Raw genomic sequence first — 25492 nt, forward strand, 5'->3', positions numbered from 1 at the left:
CATCAAACCCTATAAAAACTGATCATCAATCCTTAATAAATTCACAATTAATCCTGATAAAATGATAGTGTTCACCCTTAAATCAGTGCCTATGTAATACTGAAAATTACTTAAAAACAGGGACCAAAAAATAACCGGAAGTGCTCTAACACTCCCGGTCAATATTCGGGTCACCTTAAAATTCCGCGACAGAATCTATTCACTCACCCAAACATCACAAAAGTATGCATTTAAACTTTTGCAGGGAAACTTATGTAAAAAGGAGGCACCCCGCAGCTCAATTCATTTTAGCGATGAAATTCACAATTTTGATAACCACCATCGCTTTTCTCCAGGTTTCGGCAGGAACATTTGCTCAGAAAATATCTTTGAAAGGCAACGAAATATCAGTCAAACAGGCACTCCAAAGTATTAAAAAACAGAGTGGTTATGCTTTATTCTTCAACAACACCCTTATTCAGCAGGCGGGTTCCTCGCATATTGACCTTCAAGATGCAAGTATCGACCTGGCTTTGACTGAGGTATTGAGAGGTAAACCTTTTACTTATACCATTATCGATCGTACGATAGTGATCAAAGAAAAGCCCGCAGGATTGATCGATCATATTTTCACTTTGCTCTCTATACCGATTACAGTCCGTGGTAAAGTGATTGACGAGCATGGAGTGCCGATACATGGTGCTACAATCGTATTGAAAGACAGAACGCAGGCTACCAATACAGATGGAGAGGGTTTATTTTTCATGGGACGTGTAAACGATCATGCCGTAGCGGTGATCAGTTGTGTGGGGTATCTGACCAAGGAGCTGAATGTTCAGCCGGATATGGGAACAATCACGCTGGAGATAAGCAATGCCAAACTTGATGAGATTCTGGTAATCGGCTACGGGACCACAACAAAGCGCCTGAGTACCGGCTCAGTTAGTCAGGTAACAGGCGCGGAGCTGGATCAGCAGCCTGTTTCCAATCCCATTATAGGGATGGAAGGCCGCGTGCCCGGAATGTTTATTACGCAATCTGCAGGTTATGCCGGAGCACCGGTAAATGTGCTCATCCGGGGCCAGAACAGTTTAACCGGAACTACAAATAATTCTACTGCTCCCCTGTATATTATCGATGGTGTTCCATTTGGCAGTACACCCGTAGAACAGACCATCGGCGGATTTGGCACCACTGCATTTAGCCCTTTGAATACCCTGGATCCTACACAAATCCAGAGTATCGATGTCTTGAAAGATGCTGATGCTACCGCAATATACGGCTCAAGAGGGGCCAACGGCGTGGTTCTGATTACCACTAAAAAAGGAAAAGCCGGTGATACAAAAGTGGATATTGATTTCAGCACTGGCTTCGGGGAAGTCACCAATCAGTTAAAGATGCTGGGTACAGAACAGTTTTTAGCGATCAGGCGCCAGGCGTTTGCAAATGACAATGTCATCCCTACCGCTGCCAATGCACCAGACCTCATCCTGTGGGACCAGCATGCCGGCACTAACTTTCCGAACCTGCTGATTGGCAACACCCAGTATCAAACCAAAGCCACAGTAAATCTTTCGGGCGGGGATCAGTACACTCAATTCCTCTTTGGCGGTAACCTGAGGCATGAGTCTACGGTGCTTGATGCAAGTACAGCTGATAACGCCGCGCAGTTTCATCTCAGCGCCCAGCATCATAGCCATAACAATAAATTTGGTGTTTCTACTTCCGTAAGTTATAATGTGGACAATAATACAATTCCCAACTATTCTCTCTTCATTACTAATTACGGCTTGCCCTCAAATTATCCCTTGTACAATAGTAATGGCAGCTTATATTTTGGTCCGGGATATACCAATCCCCTTGCGGCATTTAATGCCAATTATAATCTGAAATCAACTAACCTCGTATCAAATATAATGATGCATTATATGGTCATGCCCGGACTCGATCTAAAGGTCAATGCAGGATATAATTATGACAACGTTTTTGCAAGTACGATTACGCCTGCCTCTGCAAGTAACCCGGCAAATAATTCTTCGCCCCAAACTACAATGAGCAATAATTACATTAAAACTTATATTGCAGAGCCGCAGATCAATTATACGCATACCTGGGGAAAGGGGAAATTTACTGCACTTTTAGGCGGTACCTGGCAGGAAACACAATACGTTCAGCCGTACTTTATCTTAGGAACCTTTACCAATATACAGCTGGCAACGAGTTTATCTGCCCTAAATATACTGGCAAAATCTTCAAACTCATCAGATTACAAGTATGATTCAGGATTTGCCCGCATAGAATATGAATGGGATGGCAAATATCTATTCAGCGGTAATATCCGCCGTGACGGTTCCTCCCGTTTTGGTTCCGGTAACCCCTTTGGCAATTTTGGAAGCGGTGCCGTTGCCTGGATTTTTTCCAAAGAGAATTTTGTTACAGCACACCTGCCATGGCTAAGCTTTGGTAAGTTTAAAGCAAGTTATGGCTCTGTAGGAAATGACAAATCGCTGCAGGATTATTCTTATCTGAGCACCTACTTTGCAGGAAATACTTATGGCCCGACCTCAAGTCTGTCGCCCTCACGTATACAAAATTCTTACCTGAAATGGGAGCAGACCACCAAACTGGATGCTGCACTTGATTTAGGGTTTATGCACGACAGAATCTTTTTCTCAGCCGATTTTTACCGTAACCGCACCAGCAGTTTATTGGCAACCATACCACTTCCTATACAAACTGGATTTGGTAGTTATGCAGGAAATCTTCCGGATGGGGCTGTGGTACAAAATCAGGGTATTGAGCTTGAGCTGTCTACCGTCAATGTCAAAAATAAGAAATTCGGCTGGAACACCTCGTTCAACTTTACCGCGCCCAAAAACAAATTACTGTCCTTCCCCGATCTGCTGGCATCGAACTATGCAGGCACCTATGTAGTTGGGCAACCATTAAATCTGCGTACAGTATATCATTCTACCGGAATTGCAGACGGTATAGCTACTGCACAGGACGTAAATGGAGATGGGGTAATTACGGCTGGCATAGCTGCCAATGGCAAGGGAGATTTTATCATTGACGGCAGCAATGATCCTAAATTTTATGGAGGGCTGGATAACACTTTTACCTATAGGGGATTCCAGCTGAATTTTTTGTTCCAGTTTGTGAAAAGAACGGCAACGCGGGGAGATCAGAACTTTGCTGCCTATCCCGGCATGAGTTACAATATACCTGTATCTTATCTTGATGTCCCTTTTAAATATTCTGCTACATCCGGATCAGCTGCATCCAGGGCATTTAATTACTATCAGGGCTCTGACGCTGCAGTGGAGGACGCCTCCTATATTCGTTTAAAAAATGTATCCCTGGCATATAATTTCCCTGCGGCTATTGTTAAAAAGTTAAAAATGTCTGCGCTGCAATTTTACATCCACGGGCAAAACCTAGCCACTTTTACCAAATATAAAGGGCTGGACCCGGAAACCCTAACCACCCAATTGCCAACGCTGAGAATGATGGTAGCGGGAATAAAAACAACTTTATAATTTGATCTATGAAAAGATATATAAATAGAATATTCATCCTCTTTGCCGGCGTAATGGTGATCTGCTCGCTTCACAGTTGCAAAAAATTGATTGAAGTAGATCCTTCAGGCTCATCCCTGCTAACTACCAACGTATTCACAGACTCTGTAACGCTGCAATCAGCATTGGCGGGCATGTATGTGAATTTTGCGCCTCAGGCTGCTGCATACCGCTGCAGCCTGTCTACTTTGCCTGCTTTCAGCGCCGACGAAATGCACTATGTCGGTAATACATATGATCCTTTCATCAATAACGCTCTCCTCTCCAGCGATGGTTATGCAGCCTATATCTGGAGCAATTCATATACGGCTATTTATAATAGCAACAGTATTATTGAGGGGGTTAACACTTCAACGGCCATATCTACAAGATTCCGTAACCAGGCGCTGGCAGAAGCAAGGTTTATCCGTGCCTTCTGCTACTTCTATCTTGTTAATCTGTATGGGGAAGTGCCACTTGTTTTATCTACGGATGTTAAACAAAATTCGGCACTGGCAAGAAGTCCGTCGGCAGCTGTTTATGCGCAAATTCTTGACGACCTTAAGTTTGCACAAAGCAATTTGCCCTCAGATTATTCGATTTCTGCCGGCAGCCGTACCAGGATCAACAAATGGATAGCAACGGCAATGCTGGCGAGGGTTAATCTGTATACAGGAAACTGGGCCGATGCTGAAGCACAGGCTACTGCCGTGATCAGCAATACAGCATTGTTTAGTCTGCCTGCCGACCTGTCCAGGGTCTTTACACCGACCAGCACAGAAGCAATATGGCAATTGTATAACGATACGAATGGTTTTACCTGGTATGCCAGTACAGTGCTGCCAAACGCTGTGACAAAGATACCTACGCATGTTTTAAATCCCGCACTGACCAGTGCTTTTGAAACAGGTGATGCCCGTAAAAGTAACTGGACCAATACATTGGTTTACAATGGTACAACCTATAACTATCCGTATAAGTACAAGAGCCTGACTTCAGGAGCAAATACCGAGTATTATACCATGCTGAGGCTTGCTGAACAATACCTGATCAGGGCAGAAGCCAGAGTTAAACAAAGCAACTTTGCAGCTGCGCTGGCGGATGTAAATATCATCAGGCGAAGGGCAGGTCTGCCAGCAGGCACAGCCGGCACTGCGACAGACCTGATGGCTGCTATTATGCAAGAGCGCAGAGTAGAATTCAATTGTGAATGGGGACACCGCTGGCTGGATCTTAAACGTACAGGAATGGTGGATGCGGTAATCGGTACGCTGAAACCCGGATTTTGGAAACCTTCGGCAGCTTTGTACCCTATCCCGGCTGGAGAGATTACGCGCGATGTTAACTTAACTCAAAACCCAGGTTACAACTAAACACAGATGTTTGAAAATGTAACAGTTCAGCCTGTCAATTTTATTAAAAAAAAATATCATGAAACATAAAAATAACAAGGATCTCAAGTATTTATCGGCTGCTGTGAAAATTTGTGGCTTCACTTTGTTTATTGCTAATATACTGGTCTTTCAGCCCGATGCGACCGCTGGACAAACAAGTGCCAGGTCAGTTCAAAACATCACTAATGCCAGCAAAATAAACGCAGGTAACTTACACACAAACGGCGTATTGGGAATCACCGGCACAGTGCAAAAGAATGCCAGTCTTAAGCAACAAAGTGCTGAAGCAATCAGTGATACCGGTACACCACAGAAATATGTGATCAACGGAAAGATTTTAGGATTAACCAAAACGATGAAGGTGGTAATGACTTACTATCCGTCGAAAACTGTAGTTGTGAAGGACTCGGCGATTGTCAATAACGGAGTTTTTCACATGGAAGGCAAGCTGAGCCGTCCCTATCTGGTCCATCTTTATCTCCGTCCGGTTGGCCATGCGCCTGTACAAAAAATCGCGATCGGCCAGGTTGTTCCTCCGGTAGATGGACAATCGTTTTATTTATCAGGTGGGACAACAACGCTGACAGGGAATAGTGTGGCTGCTGCTATCGTGAGCAATCCTGTTCAGGAGCAGTATGCAGAATTACAAAAAGCTTTATTGCCTGTGCAGAAAGCAGCCGGGCCTATAAACCTTGCTTTGTACTATTCAAAAAATCCCGATTCTATCCTGATCCTAAAGCAGAAACATAATGGGTTTGTATCACAGATGAAAAAGGTCTGCATCGATTTTGTAAAAAAATATCCGGATTCATATGTTGCTTATGATGTCGTGAAAAACAATGCTTTTGTCATCGAAGATCCTGATTCTTTTGAATCCATGTTCACAGCCTTATCGCAAGGGTTTAAAAACACAGCCGAAGGACGGAAAATGGAGCATGATCTTGCAATGGCGAAAAAATTCGCAATAGGTGCACAGATCATGGATTTTACACAGAATGATATCAACGGTAAGCCGGTATCGCTTTCTTCACTCAAAGGGAAATATGTACTGATAGACTTTTGGGCCAGCTGGTGTGGACCCTGCCGGATGGAATACCCGCACATCCAGAAGGCCTACAAACTATTTAAAGACAAAAACTTTGAAGTGATAGGAGTTTCCCTGGATGATAACAAGGACCTCTGGGTTAAGGCTATAAAGAACAATCATTTTGAATGGGTTGAGGTATGTGATCTGAAAGGCAGGCAAAATGAGGTGGCTGCAGCCTATGGTATTGCAGCTATCCCGCAAAGTTTTCTGGTTAATCCTGACGGTGTGATCATCGCCAAGAATCTCCGGGGCGATGAGCTCGTAACAAAATTAGAAGAAGTGATCGGCACTAAAATAAAATAAATAATGAAAAAAATTATAGGAATGGCCCTGGCTGTTTTACCATATTTGGGAATGGCACAGCGTGTCGAATTTACAGTGACCGCAAAAGTTGCGAAAGTAACTGAAGCTAATGTTGCACATTTGTTATATTATCAGGGAACTGATCCGGTGTTCCTGAATGCAAAGCTGGAAAACGGGATGTACAGTTTCAAAGGAACTGCTCCATATCCAATGTATGCTTCATTTTTTATGGATAACAAGGGTTTTGGCTATACGGATGGCTTTCCTGACAAACTGAGCCTTTGCCTGGAACAGGGCAATATCAATATATCGGTTGTTGATTCAGCAAAGCATGGCCTGATCACCGGCGGTACATACAACAAAGACTATCAGCATTACAAGGACTTTATGTTGCAAGCCAATAATCTGGCAGAGCTTTTGAATGGGCAGATCATTATCAGCACGCAAAACAAAATGCCTGAAGAAAAAATACAGGAACTGCGCGGCCGCTTCAAACTTGCTGTAGAGGCCTGGAAAAGGCGAAATGCCGAATATGCGCAAAAGAATCCCAATTCATATTCGAGCATACAGGCGCTTTCAAATATTTCAGGGGCGCATCCTGATGTGGCGGTGATCAAACCAATTTTCGATCGCTTATCGGCTGCCCTGAAAGCAAGCCCTGAGGGCACAGCGCTGAAAGACCGGCTTGCTGCGGCACAAAATACCAGAATAGGGGAGATGGCACCGCTGTTCAGCCAGAATGATACTGCAGGCAAAGCAATAAATCTGAAAGACTTTCGTGGGAAATATGTGCTGCTGGATTTCTGGGCTTCCTGGTGCGCTCCCTGCCGCGCAGAGAACCCCAATTACGTAAAAAATTACAAGCTCTATCGTGATAAGGGTTTGGAGATTCTTGGAGTTTCACTGGATAAGGCCGGAGACAAACAAAACTGGATTACTGCGATCCACAAGGACGGATTAACCTGGGCTCAGGTTTCAGACCTGCAGTTCTGGGGAAATAACGTTGCAAAACTATACGATATCAAATCCATTCCACGCAACTTTCTAATAGATCCTCAGGGCAAAATAATAGCTACTGATTTGCGCGGCGAAGATCTGGATAAAAAAATGGCGGAAGTTTTTGCTAAATAATTCCTATACTAAACTAGCGCTCGCGGCAGTTCGGTGAAAGAAAACTCTCAGAATAATAAGTTTTGAGGGTTTTCTTTGTTGTATTAGGTTGGCAGGATGTTAAACCAGCTTACTTGTGGCGGGTGTTATTGGAATAGTAAATGAGAACATTGATCCAACCTTTTCAGTACTTTCTACCCAGATCCGTCCGCCATGATCGGCCACAATCTTGGAAGCTACAAACAATCCCATACCCAGGCCGGAATGTGTCATCACCACATCTTTGTCCCTGTAAAATTTCTCGAATATTGAAGTCATAGAATTTTCAGACATGCCTATTCCGTAGTCTCTGACAGTGATTTTTGCATTCCCTTCATCATCTAAACTGCATTCAATACGAATCTGTGTATGATCGTTACTATATTTAGCTGCATTACCGATCAGGTTGGAAAAAACCTGCTCCATTCTGAGCCTGTCTATGTGGATAGGCAGGGGATCGCACAAGTTTGTAATAATCTCATGATTCGGATAGATCTGCTGGATCATACTTACTACCTCAGTAATATAGCTGTTCAGTTCCACCTCTTCTTTCACAAAATGCAGGCTTCCGTTTTCTATTTTTGCGAAATCAAGCAACTGCTGAACCAGCACAAGAAGTTTGGATGCCTGTTTATCTACTTTATCGAGAATCACATTCATCTGCTCATCTCCACGCTGTATACCTAGTTTTCTGGCAATCTGAGTGTAGGCTTTGATGACGGTAATTGGAGTTTTAATCTCATGACTGGCAATAGAGATGAATTCAGTTTTTTTCTCATCAATAACCCGCGAATGGCGCAGTTCTTCATCTTTTACTTCTGCAAGTTTACTTAATGTTGCATTGCGCTGTTTGATCTCGTCATAAGCGTTTACTGGCCCTTCCTCTTTAAAAAAACGTTTTATGTAATCGATAGCCGTAGGATCAAGTTTGATGGAACGGGGCAGCCCGATTTTCATATCAATTTTATTGTGGTCTGCTTCTTCGGTTTGTATAAATTCAGGTACTAGTTTCTGCGCGTAGAAATAGCCGGCATCGCCATTGGTGAAATGAATATCCTTATCATATTTGATTGACGCAATGAGCGTATACCGCACCTTGTTTTGTTCCAGCCCGATATGAAGCACACCAGCATCGGTATGGTCAATCACGGCTCTTGCAATCTCGGACACTGCTGTAGCAAATGTAGTTTGGGTAGCATTGGTCAATCCCAGTTTCTCGGCAACTTTCATCGACCATCTGTGGGCCAGCACCAGGTCCATTTCATTTTCAAGTGTAATGCTTAATATTGCTATCATCTTACCTTATTTTTGCAATCACCACAGACATGTCGTCAGTCCTGCGGGCGTGATCTTTATAAATGGCTGCAGCCAGAATTGTGAGGTCGTGTTTATACATCATCGGATATCTGCTCATCTCTATCCTTGTTTTAATGCCGTCAGAACATAAAATCACCTGGTTAAACAGATCTGCAGGGTATTGTTGTTCGGTCATTGTGTTTGGGATATTATGCCCAACTATACCATTATAAGACATATGGTTTTTAAAATTGACAGGTCCCACCATCCTCAGAAAAATATTGCCCACACCTGTAGAGGACCAGGTCTTTGTCATAAAATCATAACCGATGATGTTGACTACGGCCCCCCGGGTTTTCTTGATATCGTGATGGATAAATTTGATCGTTTCTGTAGGACTGTAGTCCGGAAACACCTTAAATGCTTTTCCGGCTTCGTTTACTGCTTTATTTGCTTCTGGTCCATGTCCTAAGCCATCAGCAAGCATTAATTTTACATACTTATCCGTCTGTTTGTAAACAAAACCGTCCCCGCTTACTTTTTCGCCTGGCTTAGCCACAACCAACGGCCGGATCAGTAGTTTTGTGTTAGCGGATTTTTTGTCCTCCGGGTGATTATACACTCTGCTCAGGACAATGGTACCCCAGCCAGGCTGTGAATAGAGGTCAAAGTCGTCCGACATCCGCTTCATGCTTCCCAGTCCGTGTCCAAGTGTATTTGTGGTTGATATACCATCCTGCAACATCTTTGCAGGATTAATCATCCCCGGACCATTATCAATACTGATCAGTTCTATGTACGGTGATCCATGATTGGAAAAAACACCAGCCAGTATCTCTCCGTCATCGCTGTATTTAAATAAGTTTGATGTCATCTCCGCAAGAATCAGATCGAGCTTGTTCGTACGTGTTTCACTGATCCCGCCATCAATGGCAAGTTTGTGGATCTCTTTCTTGATCAAAGAAAAGTAACTGCGGTCATTTGCCGCGAAACTTATGTGCGTAGCATCAACCATTTGCCCATTTCACTATGGTCACCGTAGTGCCTTCCCCAACTTTACTTTTGATACTAAATTCATTGACGAGTCGTTTTGTGCCGGGTAAACCCAAGCCAAGACTTTTGCCGGTAGAGAATCCATCCCGCATAGCCGCTTCGATATCGGGAATGCCCTGACCTTTATCTGTAAAAGTTAACCGCACACCATTGCTCCGGCCACTCGATACGACCTCGATGAGGCAGCTTCCACCGCCACCGTAGCGCATCATATTGCGTACAAGTTCACTTGCGGCCGTAAGCAGGCGGGTTTGATTCACAAGGCCCATCTTTATCTTGACAGCAACTTCTTTGACGCGGTTTTTTAAGAAAACCACATCCTGTTCCTGGGTAACTTTGATCGTATCCTTACTCAGTGCTAATATCATCGTCTGACAGGTCGGTATCCTCATCGTCACCGGAGGTATCGATCATGGACTTAAGTAAATTCATTCCTTTTTCCATATTCAATGCTGTATAGACACCTTTCAATGGTAAGCCCAACTCAATCAGCGTAATCGCTACCGCAGGTTGCATACCCACGACTACGGTTTCAGCATCTAATATTTTAGACATACTGGCAATGTTTCCTATGATACGTCCCATAAAGGAGTCGACAATGGACACAGCTGAAATGTCAATAAGAACGCCTCTCGCGCTGGTTTTTTGTACCATTTGAACCAGGTCTGCTTCCAGGGTAAGCGCCAGACGGTCGTATAAGTCTACCTGAATGGTGACCAGCAGAAAGGGTCCCATCCTAAGAATAGGAATTTTATCCATGCCTTTTAGTTTGTTCTAGGTGTAATCTTTTTCACTTCCAGTCGCATTACTTTAAAAGCATGTTGCAGTGCGCTTGCCAGGGTCGACTTGGTGACAATATTAGAAAGGTCAATGCCTAAATGCACTACTGTTTGTGCAATTTCGGGACGGATGCCGCTAATGATACACTCTGCACCCATCAGGCGGGTAGCACTTACGGTTTTGATCAGGTGCTGAGCTACCAGTGAATCCACAGCAGGGACACCCGAAATATCGAGGATGGCGATGCTTGAACCTGTGTCAACGATTTCCTGAAGCAGGCTTTCCATCACTACCTGTGTACGGGCACTGTCCAGTGTGCCAATTATTGGCAGGGCCAGAATACCATCCCAGACACGGATTACCGGGGTTGAGATTTCTGCGATCTCGTCAGTTTGACGAAGTATAACCTCTTCACGCCCTTTGATAAAAGTCTCGAAAGTAATCACGCTGAGGTTGTCCATCAAACGGTTAATTTTCATGCTCTCCGTAAACAGGGCCTTGGTATCATCACCAATCTCTTTCTGCAGTGTTTCCAGTAATGCTTCTTTAAGCGAAAACACAAAAGCACCCGTTTCACGCGGACTGAACCCTTGTCTTGCCCTGGTGATTGCAATGCCGCCTAAAATTTCTATAACCGGACTCCATTCATCAGAATTGAGGTCTGTAAAATTTCCTGATGACAGATTGGTCACCAATGAATCGATCAGTTCTTCTGATTGGGCCCTAAGGTCATCATTACTGATCAGGTCTTCCCGCAGGCCTTCATCGGCAAGCTGGTTTTTCATCCATAATTCCAGGATGTTTTTTTTCTTTTTTTGTAGCAATTGAGATGTTGTTATTGACATGCAGGAAAAATACAGGTTAATATTTAAGCCATATGGTTCAAACCTGGCAGGTTGAATTAATGCCGAAAGGTAGGAAACGTTTTGGTAATAATAAAATATAATATTTCGCTGCTGAATGCTGCATTGCAGCTAATAATTCTGGCTTTCAAGGGGAAGCGGGCCACATTGTGTTTCGATTCAGAAACCGGGCAAGATCGTTTTCCTATTCAGTAAACAGTTGTTGCATTGTAATTTCGTTTTGTATCAGGCCAATTTTATAAGCATTATTTTGTGTCCCGAATGTTGTGATCATCACCAGCATTACCGTTTTCCGGGTTTTGGTTTCCTTTTTAAATACATCGGCCTAATGCCTGGATAAAGAAAATTAAACCAGCCACATCTGTCAAAAATATAGAGATGTGGCTGGATAAAGAATAATTAAACCAGCCACATCTATTAAAAATAAGTAGATGTGGCTGGATAAAGAAAATTTAAACCAGCCATATCTCTTTCATTTAGCTTTCTTCATATCTTTATCCAATTGCGTTCATCAATATTTGGACTGGCTGAAAAGCTTGTAATTAGCAGTTTTGATGTTCACGGACCCTATATTTTCATTATGATAGACTTATCTTACGCCGAGAACCAGATTCATTGCGTTACGAACTTTGAGGACCTTGTTGCTACGCCATTTAAAGGAAAGATGAATGCGATTTGCTGGACACGTGAATTAAAAGGTGATTTTTGTGAGATTGTTAAAAATATTGAGCTGAGTGGAAATATAACGGTAGTGGATGAAGAAGAGCTGCTTGAGCTCCGGCTGACTGAACAAGGGGAGCTTGCCCGAAAAATTCTCCTGAATGACATGCAGTTACTGGAAGCGCATGGCGCATCACCCATGCTTAACATAATCAGCTACTATGACCGGGATGATAGCTACCCGTTTTTTCCAACTGATGTTTATTCTTTTCATGTAGATCGTTCCCCCATACCAACTGATACCTTTTTATGCACGTACTATGGTGAGGCGAGCGACGTATTGCCAAATTCACAAGGCGCACAGAAAATACTGATCCCGGAGATACGCGCGGAACTCAAGAAACTGTTTGATGGAGAAGAGGAAGATTTCAAAGCCTTTTTAGCTGAAAATTTTTTTGATCTGCACTATCAGGCTCAGCCCGATGCACACCCGGTAAGTTGTGGCATCGGTCAGCTATGGAGACTGGCGGTTGATCATCCCGGAAGTCAGGTGCCTCCCTGTCTTCACCGTGCACCCAAGGAAAAATCCGGAGAGCAGCGGTTGTTACTGATCTGTTAAGCGTAACCTGTTGCATCTGCGATGTGCCGGATTTGAAAGTCCAAGGCTTTCGCCTGTTTTTGGATAGCGCTTATCAAATATAAACCCTTCAATTATGGAAGTCAGCCTACCAAATTGGAAGGGTAAGATCAATGCTTTCAGGAAGAAAAAAATAAATTACCAGTCTTAACCTTACTGAAAGTGGCTTTTTCCTTAATCTGTTACTGCGGGCATCAGTTTTGGATTACGCGTTGTAATTTAAACGGAGTAATCATTACAATCCCCAGCACTATGGAAATGGAAGAATTATATGAACGGGCGGTTTTACTGCTCGAAAAATTGATTGGTATCCGCTCATTCAGCGGAGAAGAAAATGCTGCTGCAGATGAAGTGGAAAAATTCCTGCATGAACAGTCGGTCTCCTCAATCCGCAAGTTCAATAACCTTTGGTGTTACAATAAGTTCTTTGATCAGCATAAACCTACGATCATGCTGAATTCACATCTGGATACAGTAAAGCCCAATACACAGTATGTGAATGATCCTTTTGCGCCCATTACCAAAGATGGAAAACTATTTGGTTTGGGCAGCAATGATGCCGGAGGCGCAGTGGTATCGCTGATCTCGACCTTCCTCTATTTTTACGAGCGAAAGGATTTGCCTTTTAACATCTGCCTTGCTGTAACAGCCGAAGAAGAAAATTCCGGACGCCTGGGTATCAAATGTGTCCTGAACGATTTGATGCCAATTGCTTTTGCCATAGTTGGAGAACCTACCGGTATGCAGCTGGCAATTGCCGAAAAAGGAAGCATGGTGCTCGACTGTATTTCCACTGGCCGTTCGGGGCATGCGGCGAGGGAAGAAGGTGACAACGCAATCTATAAAGCGATGCGGGACATCCACTGGTTCTCAACCTACATTTTTCCGGGTGAACCAGGTATGCCTAATCCCGTGAAAATGACCGTTACACAAATCAACGCGGGAATACAGCATAACATCGTGCCGGCAGAATGCACTTTTACAGTAGACATCAGGTTTGACCACAATTATAATATCAAGGAAATCATCAATACGATACAAAACCATACTTTTTGTGATACAAATATGAGACACAACGTCTTGTTTCCCTCATCCATTGATGCTCTGCACCCAGTTATAAAAACCGGTATCGCCATTGGCCTGCAAACTTATCTGTCGCCCACAAGTTCTGATCAGGGCTGGCTGCAGATGCCTTCGGTAAAGATTGGTCCCGGGGATTCGGCCCGTTCACATACAGCTGATGAATACATCTACCTGTCAGAAATTCGAGAGGGTATACGTATTTATGTGCAGCTGCTGGAATCGATATTTCCTTATCTCGTTAATAACCAGCAGCTCAACTTAGAGCATTCAGTATCAGAACGCCATTAATTTAAATCATCAAAAAAGCTAAGCATGCAAGATAATATACTGATCATCGACGACGAGAAAAAGATATGCAGCCTGCTGGCCAGGATAATTGAACTGGAAGGTTTCAGGGTTTTCCAGGCGGCCAATGGTAAGGAGGGCTTAAGAATACTTAAAGCAGAAAATATATTGGTCGTCTTAAGCGATGTGAAGCTCCCGGATTTCAATGGCGTAGAGCTGGTGAAGGAGATTAAGAAAATCCGGCCCGCGGCCGAAGTGATTAACCTGACTGCCTTTGGTACGATCGCCGATGGGGTAATGGCTATGAGGAATGGTGCCTTTGACTATATTACAAAGGGCGATGATAATGATAAGATCATCCCGCTGGTCTATCGTGCAATAGAAAAGGCGAAGCTTTCCGGCAGATTGTATGAGCTTGAAAATAAAATCAGCAGAAAATACAACTTCGACTTTATTCTGGGCAAATCCCGGGCCATCAGGGAAGCGGTATCCCTTGCTAAAAAAGTTGCCGGTACCAGTACAACAGTGTTGCTATTGGGGGAAACAGGCACCGGAAAGGAGGTCTTTGCACAGGCGATACATTATGAAGGTGCCAGGAAATTAAAACCGTTTGTTGCCGTAAACTGCAGCGGTTTTAATCCCAACCTCCTGGAGAGCGAGCTTTTTGGCTATAAGGCCGGAGCGTTTACCGGAGCTGTGAAAGATAAAAGAGGCCTGCTGGAAGAAGCGCATGAAGGGACTATCTTTCTGGATGAGATTGGAGAGATGAGCCTTGATCTGCAAGCTAAGCTGCTTAGAGTACTTGAAAGCCAGACCTATATTAAAGTTGGAGATACCCAAACAAGTAAGGTGAACGTACGGGTAATTGCTGCTACCAACAGGGACCTGAAAGAAGAAGCAGAGCAGGGGAGGTTCAGGCTCGACCTCTTTTACAGGCTGTCGGTGTTTTCTATTGACCTGCCCCCGTTGTCACGCAGGCGCGAAGATATCATGGCAATAGCCATGCATTATCTGGCGGAGTTTACTGCCAAGGTGAACAAACCGGAATTTACTGTGAGCAAAGAATTCGCCCGGCTGCTTGCTGAACATCACTGGAAAGGTAACATCAGGGAACTGAAAAATGTAATGGAAAGGGTGGTGATCCTTGCGGATGATACAGAGATCACTGAACATCTGCTGCCTTTCGAATTTCACAATGAAGTGAAGGGCAACGACCCGCTGAACATGCAGGAAATGGAAAAACAACACATCATCAAAGTGTTAAAATATACCCGAGGGAATAAAACTGAAACCTCCCGGTTACTTCAGATTGGGCTTACTACGCTGTACCGTAAGATCGATGAATACAAAATTGATAGCTGATCCCTATCCTCAGGTTGGGCTTAGTACGCTGTACCGTAAGCCCGATGAATACAAAACAAATTGCTGATCTCTTTCCTCAGATTGTGCTTAATACGCTGTACCGTAAGCCCGATGAATACAAAACAGATAGCTGATCTCTTTCCTCAGATTGTGCTTACTACGCTGCACGGTAAGATCGATGAATACAAAATTGATAGCTGAACCCTATCCTCTCTTTTTGATAAAAGCCTTTCATTTTAGAAAGGTTTTTTTTTGCCCGGTTGCGCGATGAATATTTTTTTTTGGGGTCTATTGCACGCGAAGCCGTATTTCAGAAACCAGCAGCAGAGCTGGCACCACAATTGGATTTTGCGGCAATAAGCTAAAAATAAACGGTCAGATTCCAAGGCCAATGTTCCGAACCAGATTTAACTATCCGTCAATATTGGCATCAACTGGTCATCTGATTACTGACAAAAATTAAATATTTCTAACAATGAAAGATCAACAAACTATGCCTGCATCAAAGCAAATACATATGATTCTTGAATGTACAGCCCGGCCAAGACTGGCTTTAGCTGAAGGAGCAGAAGGCACCAAAGCGATCTGCAGTGGCCTAAAAGATATTTTATGGTTCTCAGAATACATATTTCCTGCTCTGCCGGAAAGCACAGCTCCGGTAAATATGAAAGTAGTGTCTGCAGATACCCCCAGAGATCCTGCTGCAGATGGATGTAATTTTACTGTTGAGGTCGACTACGAAGAGAATTATAATCTGGAAGATATCCTGAATACGATCAGGAGAAAGACCTTCTGTACATTTAGAATCAAAGAATGTTCCCAACCTTCTGATACCGGCGATTACCTGGACAGACTTCGGAATGGTACACTGTTCCAATAGAAACCTTCCCCCCGTTGAAATGATTCCGATTTGATAAAGACCCTTTCATTATGGAAGGGTCTTTATCATTAAATAGTATGAGATCTATTGAATTAACAAGTTATAGTATTGATAATCAATGTAATGAATAAATAATTTGCCTTGTGGCATTTGTATTGGAACAGGCTGGTTACAAAATAAAAAATCATGCTAACAATTGTCTTATTTCTGGCCCTGCTGATCCTCTGCTGGGTGCTTTACAAATCAATCGACTGGTTCGAAAAAATCTAATCTTATGATCGCACTATTTATCATCGCAATCGCCGTCTTCATCTACATGATCTACGTGCTGATTAAACCCGAAAAATTTTAATTAAACGCCATGAACACAGAATTATTTGGAATCATAGCTACCTTCCTGCTGACGCTGGTGATCGCTATTCCGCTGGGCAAATACCTCGCGAAGGTATTTGCCGGAGAAAAAGTCTGGACAGACTTTTTAAAACCTATTGAATCCGGAATCTATAAACTTTCCGGAATTAATCCTAAAGAAGAAATGAACTGGAAGCAGCACTTGAAAGCCATGCTTACCATCAACCTGGTTTGGTTAGTTTATGGATTTTTTGTCCTGATTTTCCAGGATAAACTGCCAATGAACCCGGATGGAAACCCGGGCATGACTGCCGACCTTTCTTTTAACACGGTCATCAGTTTCGTAGCGAACTGCGATTTGCAGCATTACTCCGGTGAAAGCGGTGTAACCTATCTCACCCAGCATGTGGTGATGATGTTTTTAATGTTTACAAGTTGTGCTACAGGTATGGCTTCAGCAGTTGTATTCTTTAAGGCTTTCAGGGATAAGACCAGCGCCAGGCTTGGTAATTTCTGGGAATTCTTTGTGAAATCGATCACGCGTTTGCTTTTGCCTTTATCATTTCTGATTGCAATGATACTTGCCTTTAATGGCAGCCCTACAAGTTACGAAGCCAAAGACCAGTTTATTTCTTTACAGGGGGATACGGTAAATGTATCCAGAGGACCTGCAGCGGGTATGATTGCCATCAAACATCTGGGAACAAACGGGGGCGGATGGTTTGGTGCCAACTCGGCGCATCCGCTGGAGAATCCTAATTACATCACCAATACGGTAGAGCTGGTTGCACAAATGATTATCCCAATTGCTATGGTTATTGCTTTTGGAATCTTTATCAGGCGCAGAAAACTGGGCTGGATCATCTTTGGGGTAATGACTATCGGGATGTTCCTGCTGCTGATTCCAACAATCAGTTCAGAGCTGGGTGGTAATCCAGCACTCTCAAAGATGGGTATCTCGCAGGCTACCGGGGCAATGGAAGGTAAGGAAGTCCGCTTCGGACCTGCAATATCTGCCTACTGGAGCACGGTGACAACCATTATTTCTACCGGATCGGTAAATAATATGCACGACAGTTCCATGCCTTTGACAGGTGTATGGCAATTACTGGGCATGATGGTCAACTCCTTTTATGGAGGTTGCGGGGTAGGAGTACTCAACTACTTTATCTACCTGATCATTGCAGTTTTTATCTCAGGACTGATGGTGGGCAGGACGCCCGAGTTTCTGGGACATAAGGTTGAGGCCAGGGAAGTGAAAATTGCTGCGCTGATTACTTTGCTTAGCCCTTTTCTGATCCTGGCAGGAACGGCTCTTGCTAGTTTTATTTTTACCAGCCACGGAGATGCCGCATGGGCAGTACAGCCAAAAAACTGGCTCAATAACCCGGGATTCCATGGTTTCTCTGAAATGCTGTACGAAGTTACCTCGTCCAATGCAAATAACGGATCTGGTTTTGAGGGACTGGGTGACAATAACATCCTCTGGAATGTGCTCACCGGTTTTGTAATACTTGTAGGCCGTTTCTTACCGATTATCGGCCCGGTGGCCATTGCAGGTTTACTGGGAGCGAAAAAGTTCATCCCTGAATCTGCCGGTACACTGAAACCTGATACGCTGACTTTCGGTTTGATGACCTTTGCTGTAATCGTTGTACTCAACGCACTTTCTTACTTCCCTGCACTGGCTTTAGGCCCTCTGGCAGAATATTTTACCATGCTTAAATAGATTATAATGAAATCTTCATCAAATAAATTATTTGAACCTGCTTTGGTGCAAACAGCACTGAAAGAGTCCTTCATCAAGCTTGATCCCCGGGTGATGATCAAAAATCCGGTGATGTTTACCGTAGAGGTAGGAACAGCTGTGATGGCTTATGTTACAGTATACTCGATGAGCCATAGCGGACAAGGTTCGCCCGCCTATAACTTCGTGATCTTCCTGGTTTTATTCCTGACGGTACTGTTTGCAAACTTCGCCGAAGCTATTGCCGAGGCAAGAGGAAAGGCACAAGCCGACTCGCTAAGAAAAACACGCGAGGAAACACCTGCAAAAGTGGTGATGCCCAGCGGGAATGTTGAAGTTCGGTCCTCCAGTTTGCTAAAAAAAGGAGATGTTTTCATCTGTGAGGCAGGTGACACCATTCCAACCGATGGCGAGATCATTGAAGGTATTGCTACCATTGATGAATCTGCTATCACCGGAGAATCCGCACCGGTAATCAGGGAATCCGGGGGTGATAAATCCTCCGTGACCGGCGGTACAAAAGTGCTGTCAGACCAGATCAAAGTACAAGTGAATACGCAGCCTGGAGAAAGCTTCCTGGACAAGATGATCGCTTTGGTAGAAGGTGCATCCCGTCAGAAAACACCGAATGAGATTGCTCTGACTATCCTTTTGGCAAGTTTTACACTGGTCTTTATCATTGTGTGCGTTACCTTAAAACCCTTTGCAGATTACTCCAATACACCGATTACCATTGCAGCACTGATCTCGCTTTTTGTGTGCCTGATTCCTACCACAATCGGAGGATTGTTATCAGCCATCGGTATCGCAGGGATGGACAGGGCCTTAAGGGCTAATGTAATCACCAAATCTGGTAAGGCAGTGGAAACTGCAGGTGATATCGATGTTTTGTTGCTGGATAAAACTGGTACGATTACTATCGGTAACCGTAAGGCAACCAACTTTTATCCTGCCCCGGGAATCGATAGTAACGCTTTCATTGAAGCCTGTGTGATGAGCTCCCTGGCAGATGAGACCCCCGAAGGAAAATCTATCCTTGAGCTGGCGGTGGTGCAGGGTTTTAAAGTAATGCCAGCTCCTGAAGGTTCTACCTTTATCAAGTTTACGGCTGAAACACGTTCCAGCGGACTGGATACTTTGGATGGTAAGAGAACACGTAAGGGAGCATTTGATTCCATCAGAAATATTGTCCTTACAGCAGGCAATCCTTTTCCTTCAGCAACGGAAGAGCAGGTTAAAGCGATCTCAAGCAATGGCGGAACACCACTGGTAGTGGCCGTGAACGAGAAAAACATGGGTGTGATCGAGTTGCAGGATATTATCAAACCTGGTATCAGTGAACGTTTTGAGCGCCTGCGTAAAATGGGTGTAAAAACAGTGATGGTTACAGGTGATAATCCTTTAACAGCCAAATTCATTGCCGAAAAAGCTGGTGTGGATGATTTCATTGCCGAAGCCAAGCCGGAGGATAAAATGAATTACATCAAGGATGAACAGGCCTTGGGTAAACTGGTGGCGATGATGGGTGACGGAACCAATGACGCGCCGGCACTTGCACAGGCAGATGTGGGTGTGGCCATGAACAGCGGAACGCAGGCAGCGAAAGAAGCTGGTAATATGGTAGACCTCGACAATGATCCGACCAAGCTGATAGAGATAGTTGAAATTGGTAAACAGTTATTAATTACCAGGGGAACGCTGACTACCTTCTCCATTGCCAATGACGTGGCCAAATACTTTGCTATTGTTCCGGCATTGTTTATTGCATCTATTCCTGCCTTGCAAAGCCTCAACATTATGGGCTTGCACAGTCCTGAAAGTGCTATTCTCTCCGCGGTGATCTTTAATGCGATTATCATCCCGATCCTGATCCCTCTCGCACTGAAAGGTGTGGAATACAAACCGATAGGGGCCAGTGCGCTGTTGCGCAGGAACCTGCTGATTTATGGTTTGGGCGGAGTGATTGCCCCTTTCATAGGGATCAAGATCATCGATTTACTGGTAGGTCTATTTGTTTAAAGTTATCAATATCATGAATCCTGCATGAGCTTCCAGCTTAACAAATTGTATCCGCTCATGCAAGCTTCATCACCCATAACATAATCATATCATGAAAAAATACATCATACAATCTATCCGCTTAACCTTAGTCTTAATGGTACTGCTTTGCATTGTTTACCCCTTTCTGGTAGCTTTTGCAGGGAAATTTTCCAAAGGAGAAGGCGGGGGCGAGAAAATCACAAAAAATGGTAAAGTTGTAGGCTATGTTTTGTTAGGCCAGTCCTTTACCAAACCGGAATATTTCTGGGGAAGGCCATCTGCTGTCGGTTATAATGCCGCCGGATCAGCTGGTTCCAATAAAGGACCTTCAAACCCGGACTACCTGAAACAGGTGTCGGACAGGGTAGATACACTCTTAAAATACAATCCTGGTATCCGGAAATCTGATATCCCTGCGGATATGGTTACTGCCTCAGGCAGCGGGCTTGACCCCAATATATCTGAACAGGGCGCGATTATCCAGATCAAAAGGATAGCCGCTTACCGTAAACTGGATGAAAAAAAGGTAGCCGAACTGGTTGTTGAAAACACTCAGGGACCTTTATTTGGACTGTTTGGCCCATCCTCAGTGAATGTTTTGAAACTGAATCTCGCACTTGACGAATTAAAGAAATAATCAATCATACCATTTCCTCCACACTGCCTGATCCAGATGCGTTTGCCAACACAGGGACAGGCAGTTTAAGGGAACTCCTGCTTTCGCAGGAACAATTTAAAAGCATCAGTAAGAAACATGAAGCCCGCCGGAGGTAATATCAACAAAAGATCTAACAAAGAACCAGATGCGGGTTTCATCGCCATGAAAAAATCTGATGCCAGTTCATCACCATTAATAACAATTCAATACTAATGAAAAAACTACTTATACTCGGATTAGGATTAGCCATTGGTTCTTGTGCCTATGCACAGGATGCCCCAAAAATAAAAGTAACGGGCTATCTTGAAGCATATTACGGATACGATTTTAACAAACCGGCTGATAACAACAGGCCAGGATTTGTATATTCACATAACCGTCACAATGAAGTTAACCTGAACCTTGGGTTCATCAAAGGCAGTTACGAAAGTGACATCATCAGGGCTAACATCGCGGTGATGGCCGGAACCTATGCCAATGCAAACCTTGCCGCTGAACCAGGAGTGCTGAAGAACATTTTTGAAGCCAATGCCGGAGTCAAATTATCCAAAACGGCCAACCTCTGGGTAGATGCAGGTATTTTTGCTTCACATATCGGTTTTGAAAGTGCAATTTCCAAGGACTGCTGGGTGCTGACCAGGAATATAGCGTCTGACAATACACCTTATTATGAATCAGGAGCGAAGATCACTTACATCACTGAGGATGGCAAATTCACAGCCACTGCGCTTTATCTGAACGGCTGGCAGCGGATTAACCGTCAGGATGGGAACAGTCAGCCTGCGGGTGGTTTGCAGCTGACCTGGAAGCCAACAGGAAAAATCACAGTGAACTATAGCAATTACCTGGGGACCGAAGGAGCAGATTCTATCCGTGTGAGACGTTTCTATCATAACATTTACGGGATTTTTCAGCTGACTGACCACTTTGGCCTCACTGCCGGATTTGATTATGGAACACAGCAGAAAGCAAAAGGAACTGATGGAAAAAATGAAGTTCTGTCACCTGTAGCTATCGCACAGTATAAATTCAACAGCAAGTGGGCTTTGGCTGGCAGGGTAGAATATTATAAGGATAAGAACGGGGTAATTATTGCCACCGAAACACCCAACGGTTTTCAAACTACCGGATATTCCATGAATATAGATTATGCGCCGGTTAGCAATGCAGTGGTAAGACTGGAAGGCAAGGTGTACGACAGCAAAGACAAAGTGTTTACCAGGGACATGAACCCTGTAAAAAACAGTGCAACGCTGACGGCCAGTATAGCAGTATCATTTTAATCCTGTCAGATGATACCCGGAGGTTTGAAAACACCAGCAATAAAATTAATCCTGTGCATTTGCATGGGATTAATTTTCGGCGTCATCTGTTATCTGGTCAGAGAGGGATACGTGATTTTAAAATGGTAAATTAAGGTGATGGAAGAGGATAAAACAGCATCTGTAAAAAAGTTTCTCGATCTGGTGAAGAAATCCAGACGTGGAAAGTTTAAAGTGTATATCGGTATGAGCGCCGGCGTGGGTAAAACCTACCGGATGCTGCAGGAGGCACATGCGCTTTTGAAAAACGGAATTGATGTGCAGATCGGCTATATCGAAACCCATAACCGTGAGGAAACGCATGCGCTGCTGAACGGCATTCCCCTGATCAGGCGCAGAAAAATCTTTTATAAGGGAAAGGAGCTGGAGGAGATGGATGTACAGGCGATTATTTCGCTGCATCCTGAAGTGGTTATTGTAGACGAACTTGCACATACCAATATAGAGGGCAGCAAGAACAGCAAGCGCTGGCAGGACGTGGCAGATTTGCTTGATGCGGGAATCTCAGTGATTTCGGCGGTCAATATCCAGCACCTGGAGAGCATGAACGAAGAGATCGAGAAGATTACCGGAGTGCCGATCACAGAAAGAATACCCGACAAGATCCTGGATGTGGCGGATGAGATTGTAAACATTGACCTGACTGCAGACGACCTGATAGAGCGGCTCAAAGCGGGAAAGATCTACGACCAGAGCAAGATACAACTTGCCCTCAACAACTTCTTCCAGCCAGAGCGTATCCTGCAGCTGCGTGAACTTGCCTTGAAAGAAGTGGCGCATCATCTTGAACGAAAGATCAATGTGGAAGTGCCCAAGCAGATTAAACTGCGTCCGGAGAAATTCCTGGCCTGTATCTCTACCAATCATGAAACAGCGAAGATTATTATCCGCAAAACGGCCCGGCTGGCTTCCTATTACCGCTCGCCCTGGATTGTTTTGTATGTCCAGCGCAGTCATGAGGGTGGCGACAGGATCAGGCTTGATCTGCAGCGTCATCTGATCAACAACTTTAAACTGGCCACAGAACTTGGTGCGGAAGTACTCAAGGTGAAGTCGGAAGACGTGACCGGCACGATAACAGGAATTGCCGCAGAAAAAGAAATTACCACGATCTGCATAGGCAAGCCGCATTTAAGTCTTTTTCAGGTGATCCTGCGGACCGCCATTTTCAACAAACTGCTGAAAAGTATTTCCGAAACTGAAACTGACCTGGTGATCCTTTCATAAGCATAAATTAATACCAATACATCATGAAGATAAAAACAAAATTACGCCTCGGATTCGGATTCTTATTCGTGGTGGTGATCTTCTTCGGGGCCATGTCCCTTTATTATATGAACAAGATCTCAGTCAGCTCAAAAGTGATCCTGAAAGACAATTACGAGAGCCTCCGCTTTTCACGTTCCATGCGGACAATCATTGATGAAAATGAGTTGCCCTTGCCGGCAGCCGCAGGCAGGAAGTTTACAGAACAGCTGAACAACGAGCAGAAGAACGTTACCGAAAAAGGGGAGGGCAAAGCAGTTGCCCTGCTTGCGGAGTCCTTCAGGGAGATAACAGACCAGTCGGCCAGCCCTGCGGAACAAAAGCAGGCCCTGAAAAATGCGCAGTCACAACTGAGGACCATTGACGAGCTGAACATGAATGCGATCGTAAGAAAGAATGATCAGGCGCAGCAGGGAGTAGAACGGGCCGCAACATATCTGATTACTGCAGCTTCATTTTGCTTCATCATCCTGTTCTCGTTTAGTGTGAACTTCCCCGGCTTTGTGGCTAATCCGCTAAGGGAATTCTCCGAGGCCATAAAAGAGATCAGCAGAAAGAACTACAAGCAACATCTGGTTTTTGATGGCACCGATGAATTTGCTGAACTGGCCAGGGAATTCAATGCGATGACATCCCAGTTAAATAAGTGGGAAAATAGCAACCTGGCCAAACTGCAGTCCGAAAAATTAAGGATTGAAGCGATCATCGGGCAAATGCAGGATGCTATTATAGGCTTAAACGAAAAGAAGGAGGTTCTTTTCCTGAACCAGGTGGCCGGTCAGCTACTGAATATGAATGAACAGGATACCATTGGCGCAAATGCACTGGAGCTGGCCAGAAAGAATGACCTCCTGCATCAGATACTTTCAGAAAAGGGCAATGATAAACCACTGAAGATCTTTGCAGACGGCAAAGAGTCATACTTCCAGCTGGAGCGCCGCGAAATTATGGTTCCTCCGTATGATGAGCCCCAGGACCAGCTGATCCAAACCTCCATGAAAACCGCAGGCGAGGTTTATATCCTAAAGAATATCACCCAGTACAAGGAACTGGATGAAGCCAAAACCAACTTTATCGCCACAGTTTCACACGAGCTGAAGACACCGATTTCGTCAATTAAAATGAGTTTGAAACTATTGGACGACGAGCGGGTAGGCGAGATGAATCCGGAACAAAGGGAGCTGGTACAGCATATCAAGGAAGATTGCGGGCGCCTGCTCAAAATCACCAGCGAACTGCTGGACCTGTCTCAGGTAGAAACGGGCAACCTGCAGCTGAATTTTGTGAAGTCTGATCCACGGAAAATTGCGATATACGCGATGGATGCGGTAAGGTTTCAGGCAGAGCAGAAATCTATTACGCTGGAACTGATCAGCAGAAATGACCTGCCAAAAGTGAATGTGGATACGGAAAAGACGGCATGGGTGATGGTCAACTTCCTGTCCAATGCACTGCGTTACAGTCCTGCCAAATCCCAGGTCATCATTCAGGTTGTACAGGTAGGCAGGAACATCGAATTTTCTGTGAGGGACTTTGGCAAAGGCATCGATGAGCAATATCAGAAACGGTTGTTCGATCGCTATTTTCAGGTTCCTACAGACGGGAATAATAAATCGGGTTCCGGGCTCGGGCTTGCGATTTCAAAGGATTTTATCACCGCAGAAGGTGGTAAAATATGGGTGGAAAGTGCCATTGGTGAAGGAAGCAGGTTTTGCTTCCTTCTTCCGGTAATGGAATAAC

The 25492-nt window shown here is 44.3% G+C and carries 20 protein-coding genes; 15 read left to right on the forward strand and 5 right to left on the reverse strand.

Features of this window, described 5'->3' with window-relative positions; translation table 11 throughout:
• Window positions 1-293 precede the first annotated feature (293 nt).
• The 4 genes from FN831_RS03270 to FN831_RS03285 are packed head-to-tail and all read left to right on the forward strand — an operon-like array spanning window position 294 to window position 7451.
• The gene (locus FN831_RS03270) at window positions 294-3518 is read left to right on the forward strand and encodes a SusC/RagA family TonB-linked outer membrane protein (protein ID WP_246101322.1); all 3225 of its coding nucleotides are present in this window, start codon (window positions 294-296) and stop codon (window positions 3516-3518) included.
• Window positions 3519-3526: 8 nt separating this feature from the next.
• Window positions 3527-4909 (forward strand): RagB/SusD family nutrient uptake outer membrane protein, encoded by a 1383-nt coding sequence (locus tag FN831_RS03275; protein WP_142526792.1) that lies wholly within the window; start codon window positions 3527-3529, stop codon window positions 4907-4909.
• A 58-nt stretch (window positions 4910-4967) separates the two neighbouring features.
• The gene (locus FN831_RS03280; protein ID WP_142526793.1) at window positions 4968-6320 is read left to right on the forward strand and encodes a TlpA disulfide reductase family protein; all 1353 of its coding nucleotides are present in this window, start codon (window positions 4968-4970) and stop codon (window positions 6318-6320) included.
• A 3-nt stretch (window positions 6321-6323) separates the two neighbouring features.
• Window positions 6324-7451, forward strand: a complete 1128-nt coding sequence (locus FN831_RS03285) for a TlpA disulfide reductase family protein (protein ID WP_142526794.1) — start codon at window positions 6324-6326, stop codon at window positions 7449-7451.
• Between the two features lie 99 nt (window positions 7452-7550).
• Here FN831_RS03285 and FN831_RS03290 read toward each other — a convergent pair whose 3' ends face one another.
• Genes FN831_RS03290 through FN831_RS03310 form a run of 5 tightly spaced genes read right to left on the reverse strand, consistent with a single transcriptional unit; the run spans window position 7551 to window position 11443 of the window.
• Window positions 7551-8765 (reverse strand): ATP-binding protein, encoded by a 1215-nt coding sequence (locus tag FN831_RS03290; RefSeq protein WP_142526795.1) that lies wholly within the window; start codon window positions 8763-8765, stop codon window positions 7551-7553.
• Window position 8766: 1 nt separating this feature from the next.
• Window positions 8767-9780, reverse strand: coding sequence for an ATP-binding protein (locus FN831_RS03295; RefSeq protein ID WP_142526796.1), 1014 nt, complete (start codon window positions 9778-9780; stop codon window positions 8767-8769).
• Complete coding sequence (locus FN831_RS03300; RefSeq protein ID WP_142526797.1) at window positions 9773-10186, reverse strand: anti-sigma regulatory factor; 414 nt, start codon at window positions 10184-10186, stop codon at window positions 9773-9775. The genes FN831_RS03295 and FN831_RS03300 overlap by 8 nt, the downstream gene beginning before the upstream one ends.
• On the reverse strand, window positions 10167-10553 hold the full coding sequence (locus FN831_RS03305) for an STAS domain-containing protein (RefSeq protein WP_246101323.1): 387 nt from the start codon (window positions 10551-10553) through the stop codon (window positions 10167-10169). Before FN831_RS03305 ends, FN831_RS03300 begins: the two co-directional genes overlap by 20 nt.
• 29 nt (window positions 10554-10582) lie before the next feature.
• Complete coding sequence (locus FN831_RS03310; protein WP_142526799.1) at window positions 10583-11443, reverse strand: STAS domain-containing protein; 861 nt, start codon at window positions 11441-11443, stop codon at window positions 10583-10585.
• Between the two features lie 598 nt (window positions 11444-12041).
• On the opposite strand from FN831_RS03310, the gene FN831_RS03315 reads away from it, so the two are divergent.
• From FN831_RS03315 to FN831_RS03365, 11 genes are all read left to right on the forward strand, one after another.
• The gene (locus FN831_RS03315) at window positions 12042-12740 is read left to right on the forward strand and encodes a hypothetical protein (protein WP_142526800.1); all 699 of its coding nucleotides are present in this window, start codon (window positions 12042-12044) and stop codon (window positions 12738-12740) included.
• 270 nt (window positions 12741-13010) lie between these two features.
• Window positions 13011-14129, forward strand: a complete 1119-nt coding sequence (locus FN831_RS03320) for a M20/M25/M40 family metallo-hydrolase (protein WP_142526801.1) — start codon at window positions 13011-13013, stop codon at window positions 14127-14129.
• A gap of 24 nt (window positions 14130-14153) precedes the next feature.
• Window positions 14154-15488, forward strand: coding sequence for a sigma-54-dependent transcriptional regulator (locus tag FN831_RS03325; protein WP_142526802.1), 1335 nt, complete (start codon window positions 14154-14156; stop codon window positions 15486-15488).
• 475 nt (window positions 15489-15963) lie between these two features.
• Entirely contained in the window at window positions 15964-16368 is a 405-nt protein-coding gene (locus FN831_RS03330; RefSeq protein WP_142526803.1) for a zinc-binding metallopeptidase family protein, read from the forward strand.
• Between the two features lie 274 nt (window positions 16369-16642).
• Window positions 16643-16720, forward strand: a complete 78-nt coding sequence (locus tag FN831_RS03335; protein WP_082035969.1) for a potassium-transporting ATPase subunit F — start codon at window positions 16643-16645, stop codon at window positions 16718-16720.
• Between the two features lie 9 nt (window positions 16721-16729).
• Window positions 16730-18448, forward strand: a complete 1719-nt coding sequence (gene kdpA, locus FN831_RS03340; protein ID WP_142526804.1) for a potassium-transporting ATPase subunit KdpA — start codon at window positions 16730-16732, stop codon at window positions 18446-18448.
• Between the two features lie 6 nt (window positions 18449-18454).
• Complete coding sequence (kdpB, locus tag FN831_RS03345) at window positions 18455-20485, forward strand: potassium-transporting ATPase subunit KdpB (protein ID WP_142526805.1); 2031 nt, start codon at window positions 18455-18457, stop codon at window positions 20483-20485.
• A 91-nt stretch (window positions 20486-20576) separates the two neighbouring features.
• A complete protein-coding gene (locus tag FN831_RS03350) occupies window positions 20577-21143 on the forward strand; it encodes a K(+)-transporting ATPase subunit C (protein WP_142526806.1) in 567 nt (188 codons plus the stop codon).
• A 233-nt stretch (window positions 21144-21376) separates the two neighbouring features.
• Window positions 21377-22447, forward strand: a complete 1071-nt coding sequence (locus FN831_RS03355) for a porin (RefSeq protein WP_142526807.1) — start codon at window positions 21377-21379, stop codon at window positions 22445-22447.
• A 138-nt stretch (window positions 22448-22585) separates the two neighbouring features.
• A complete protein-coding gene (locus tag FN831_RS03360; protein WP_185960371.1) occupies window positions 22586-23713 on the forward strand; it encodes a sensor protein KdpD in 1128 nt (375 codons plus the stop codon).
• 23 nt (window positions 23714-23736) lie between these two features.
• Entirely contained in the window at window positions 23737-25491 is a 1755-nt protein-coding gene (locus FN831_RS03365; protein ID WP_142526809.1) for an ATP-binding protein, read from the forward strand.
• Window position 25492 lies beyond the last annotated feature (1 nt).

This window comes from Pedobacter westerhofensis (assembly GCF_900182595.1).
Lineage (GTDB): Bacteria > Bacteroidota > Bacteroidia > Sphingobacteriales > Sphingobacteriaceae > Pedobacter > Pedobacter westerhofensis.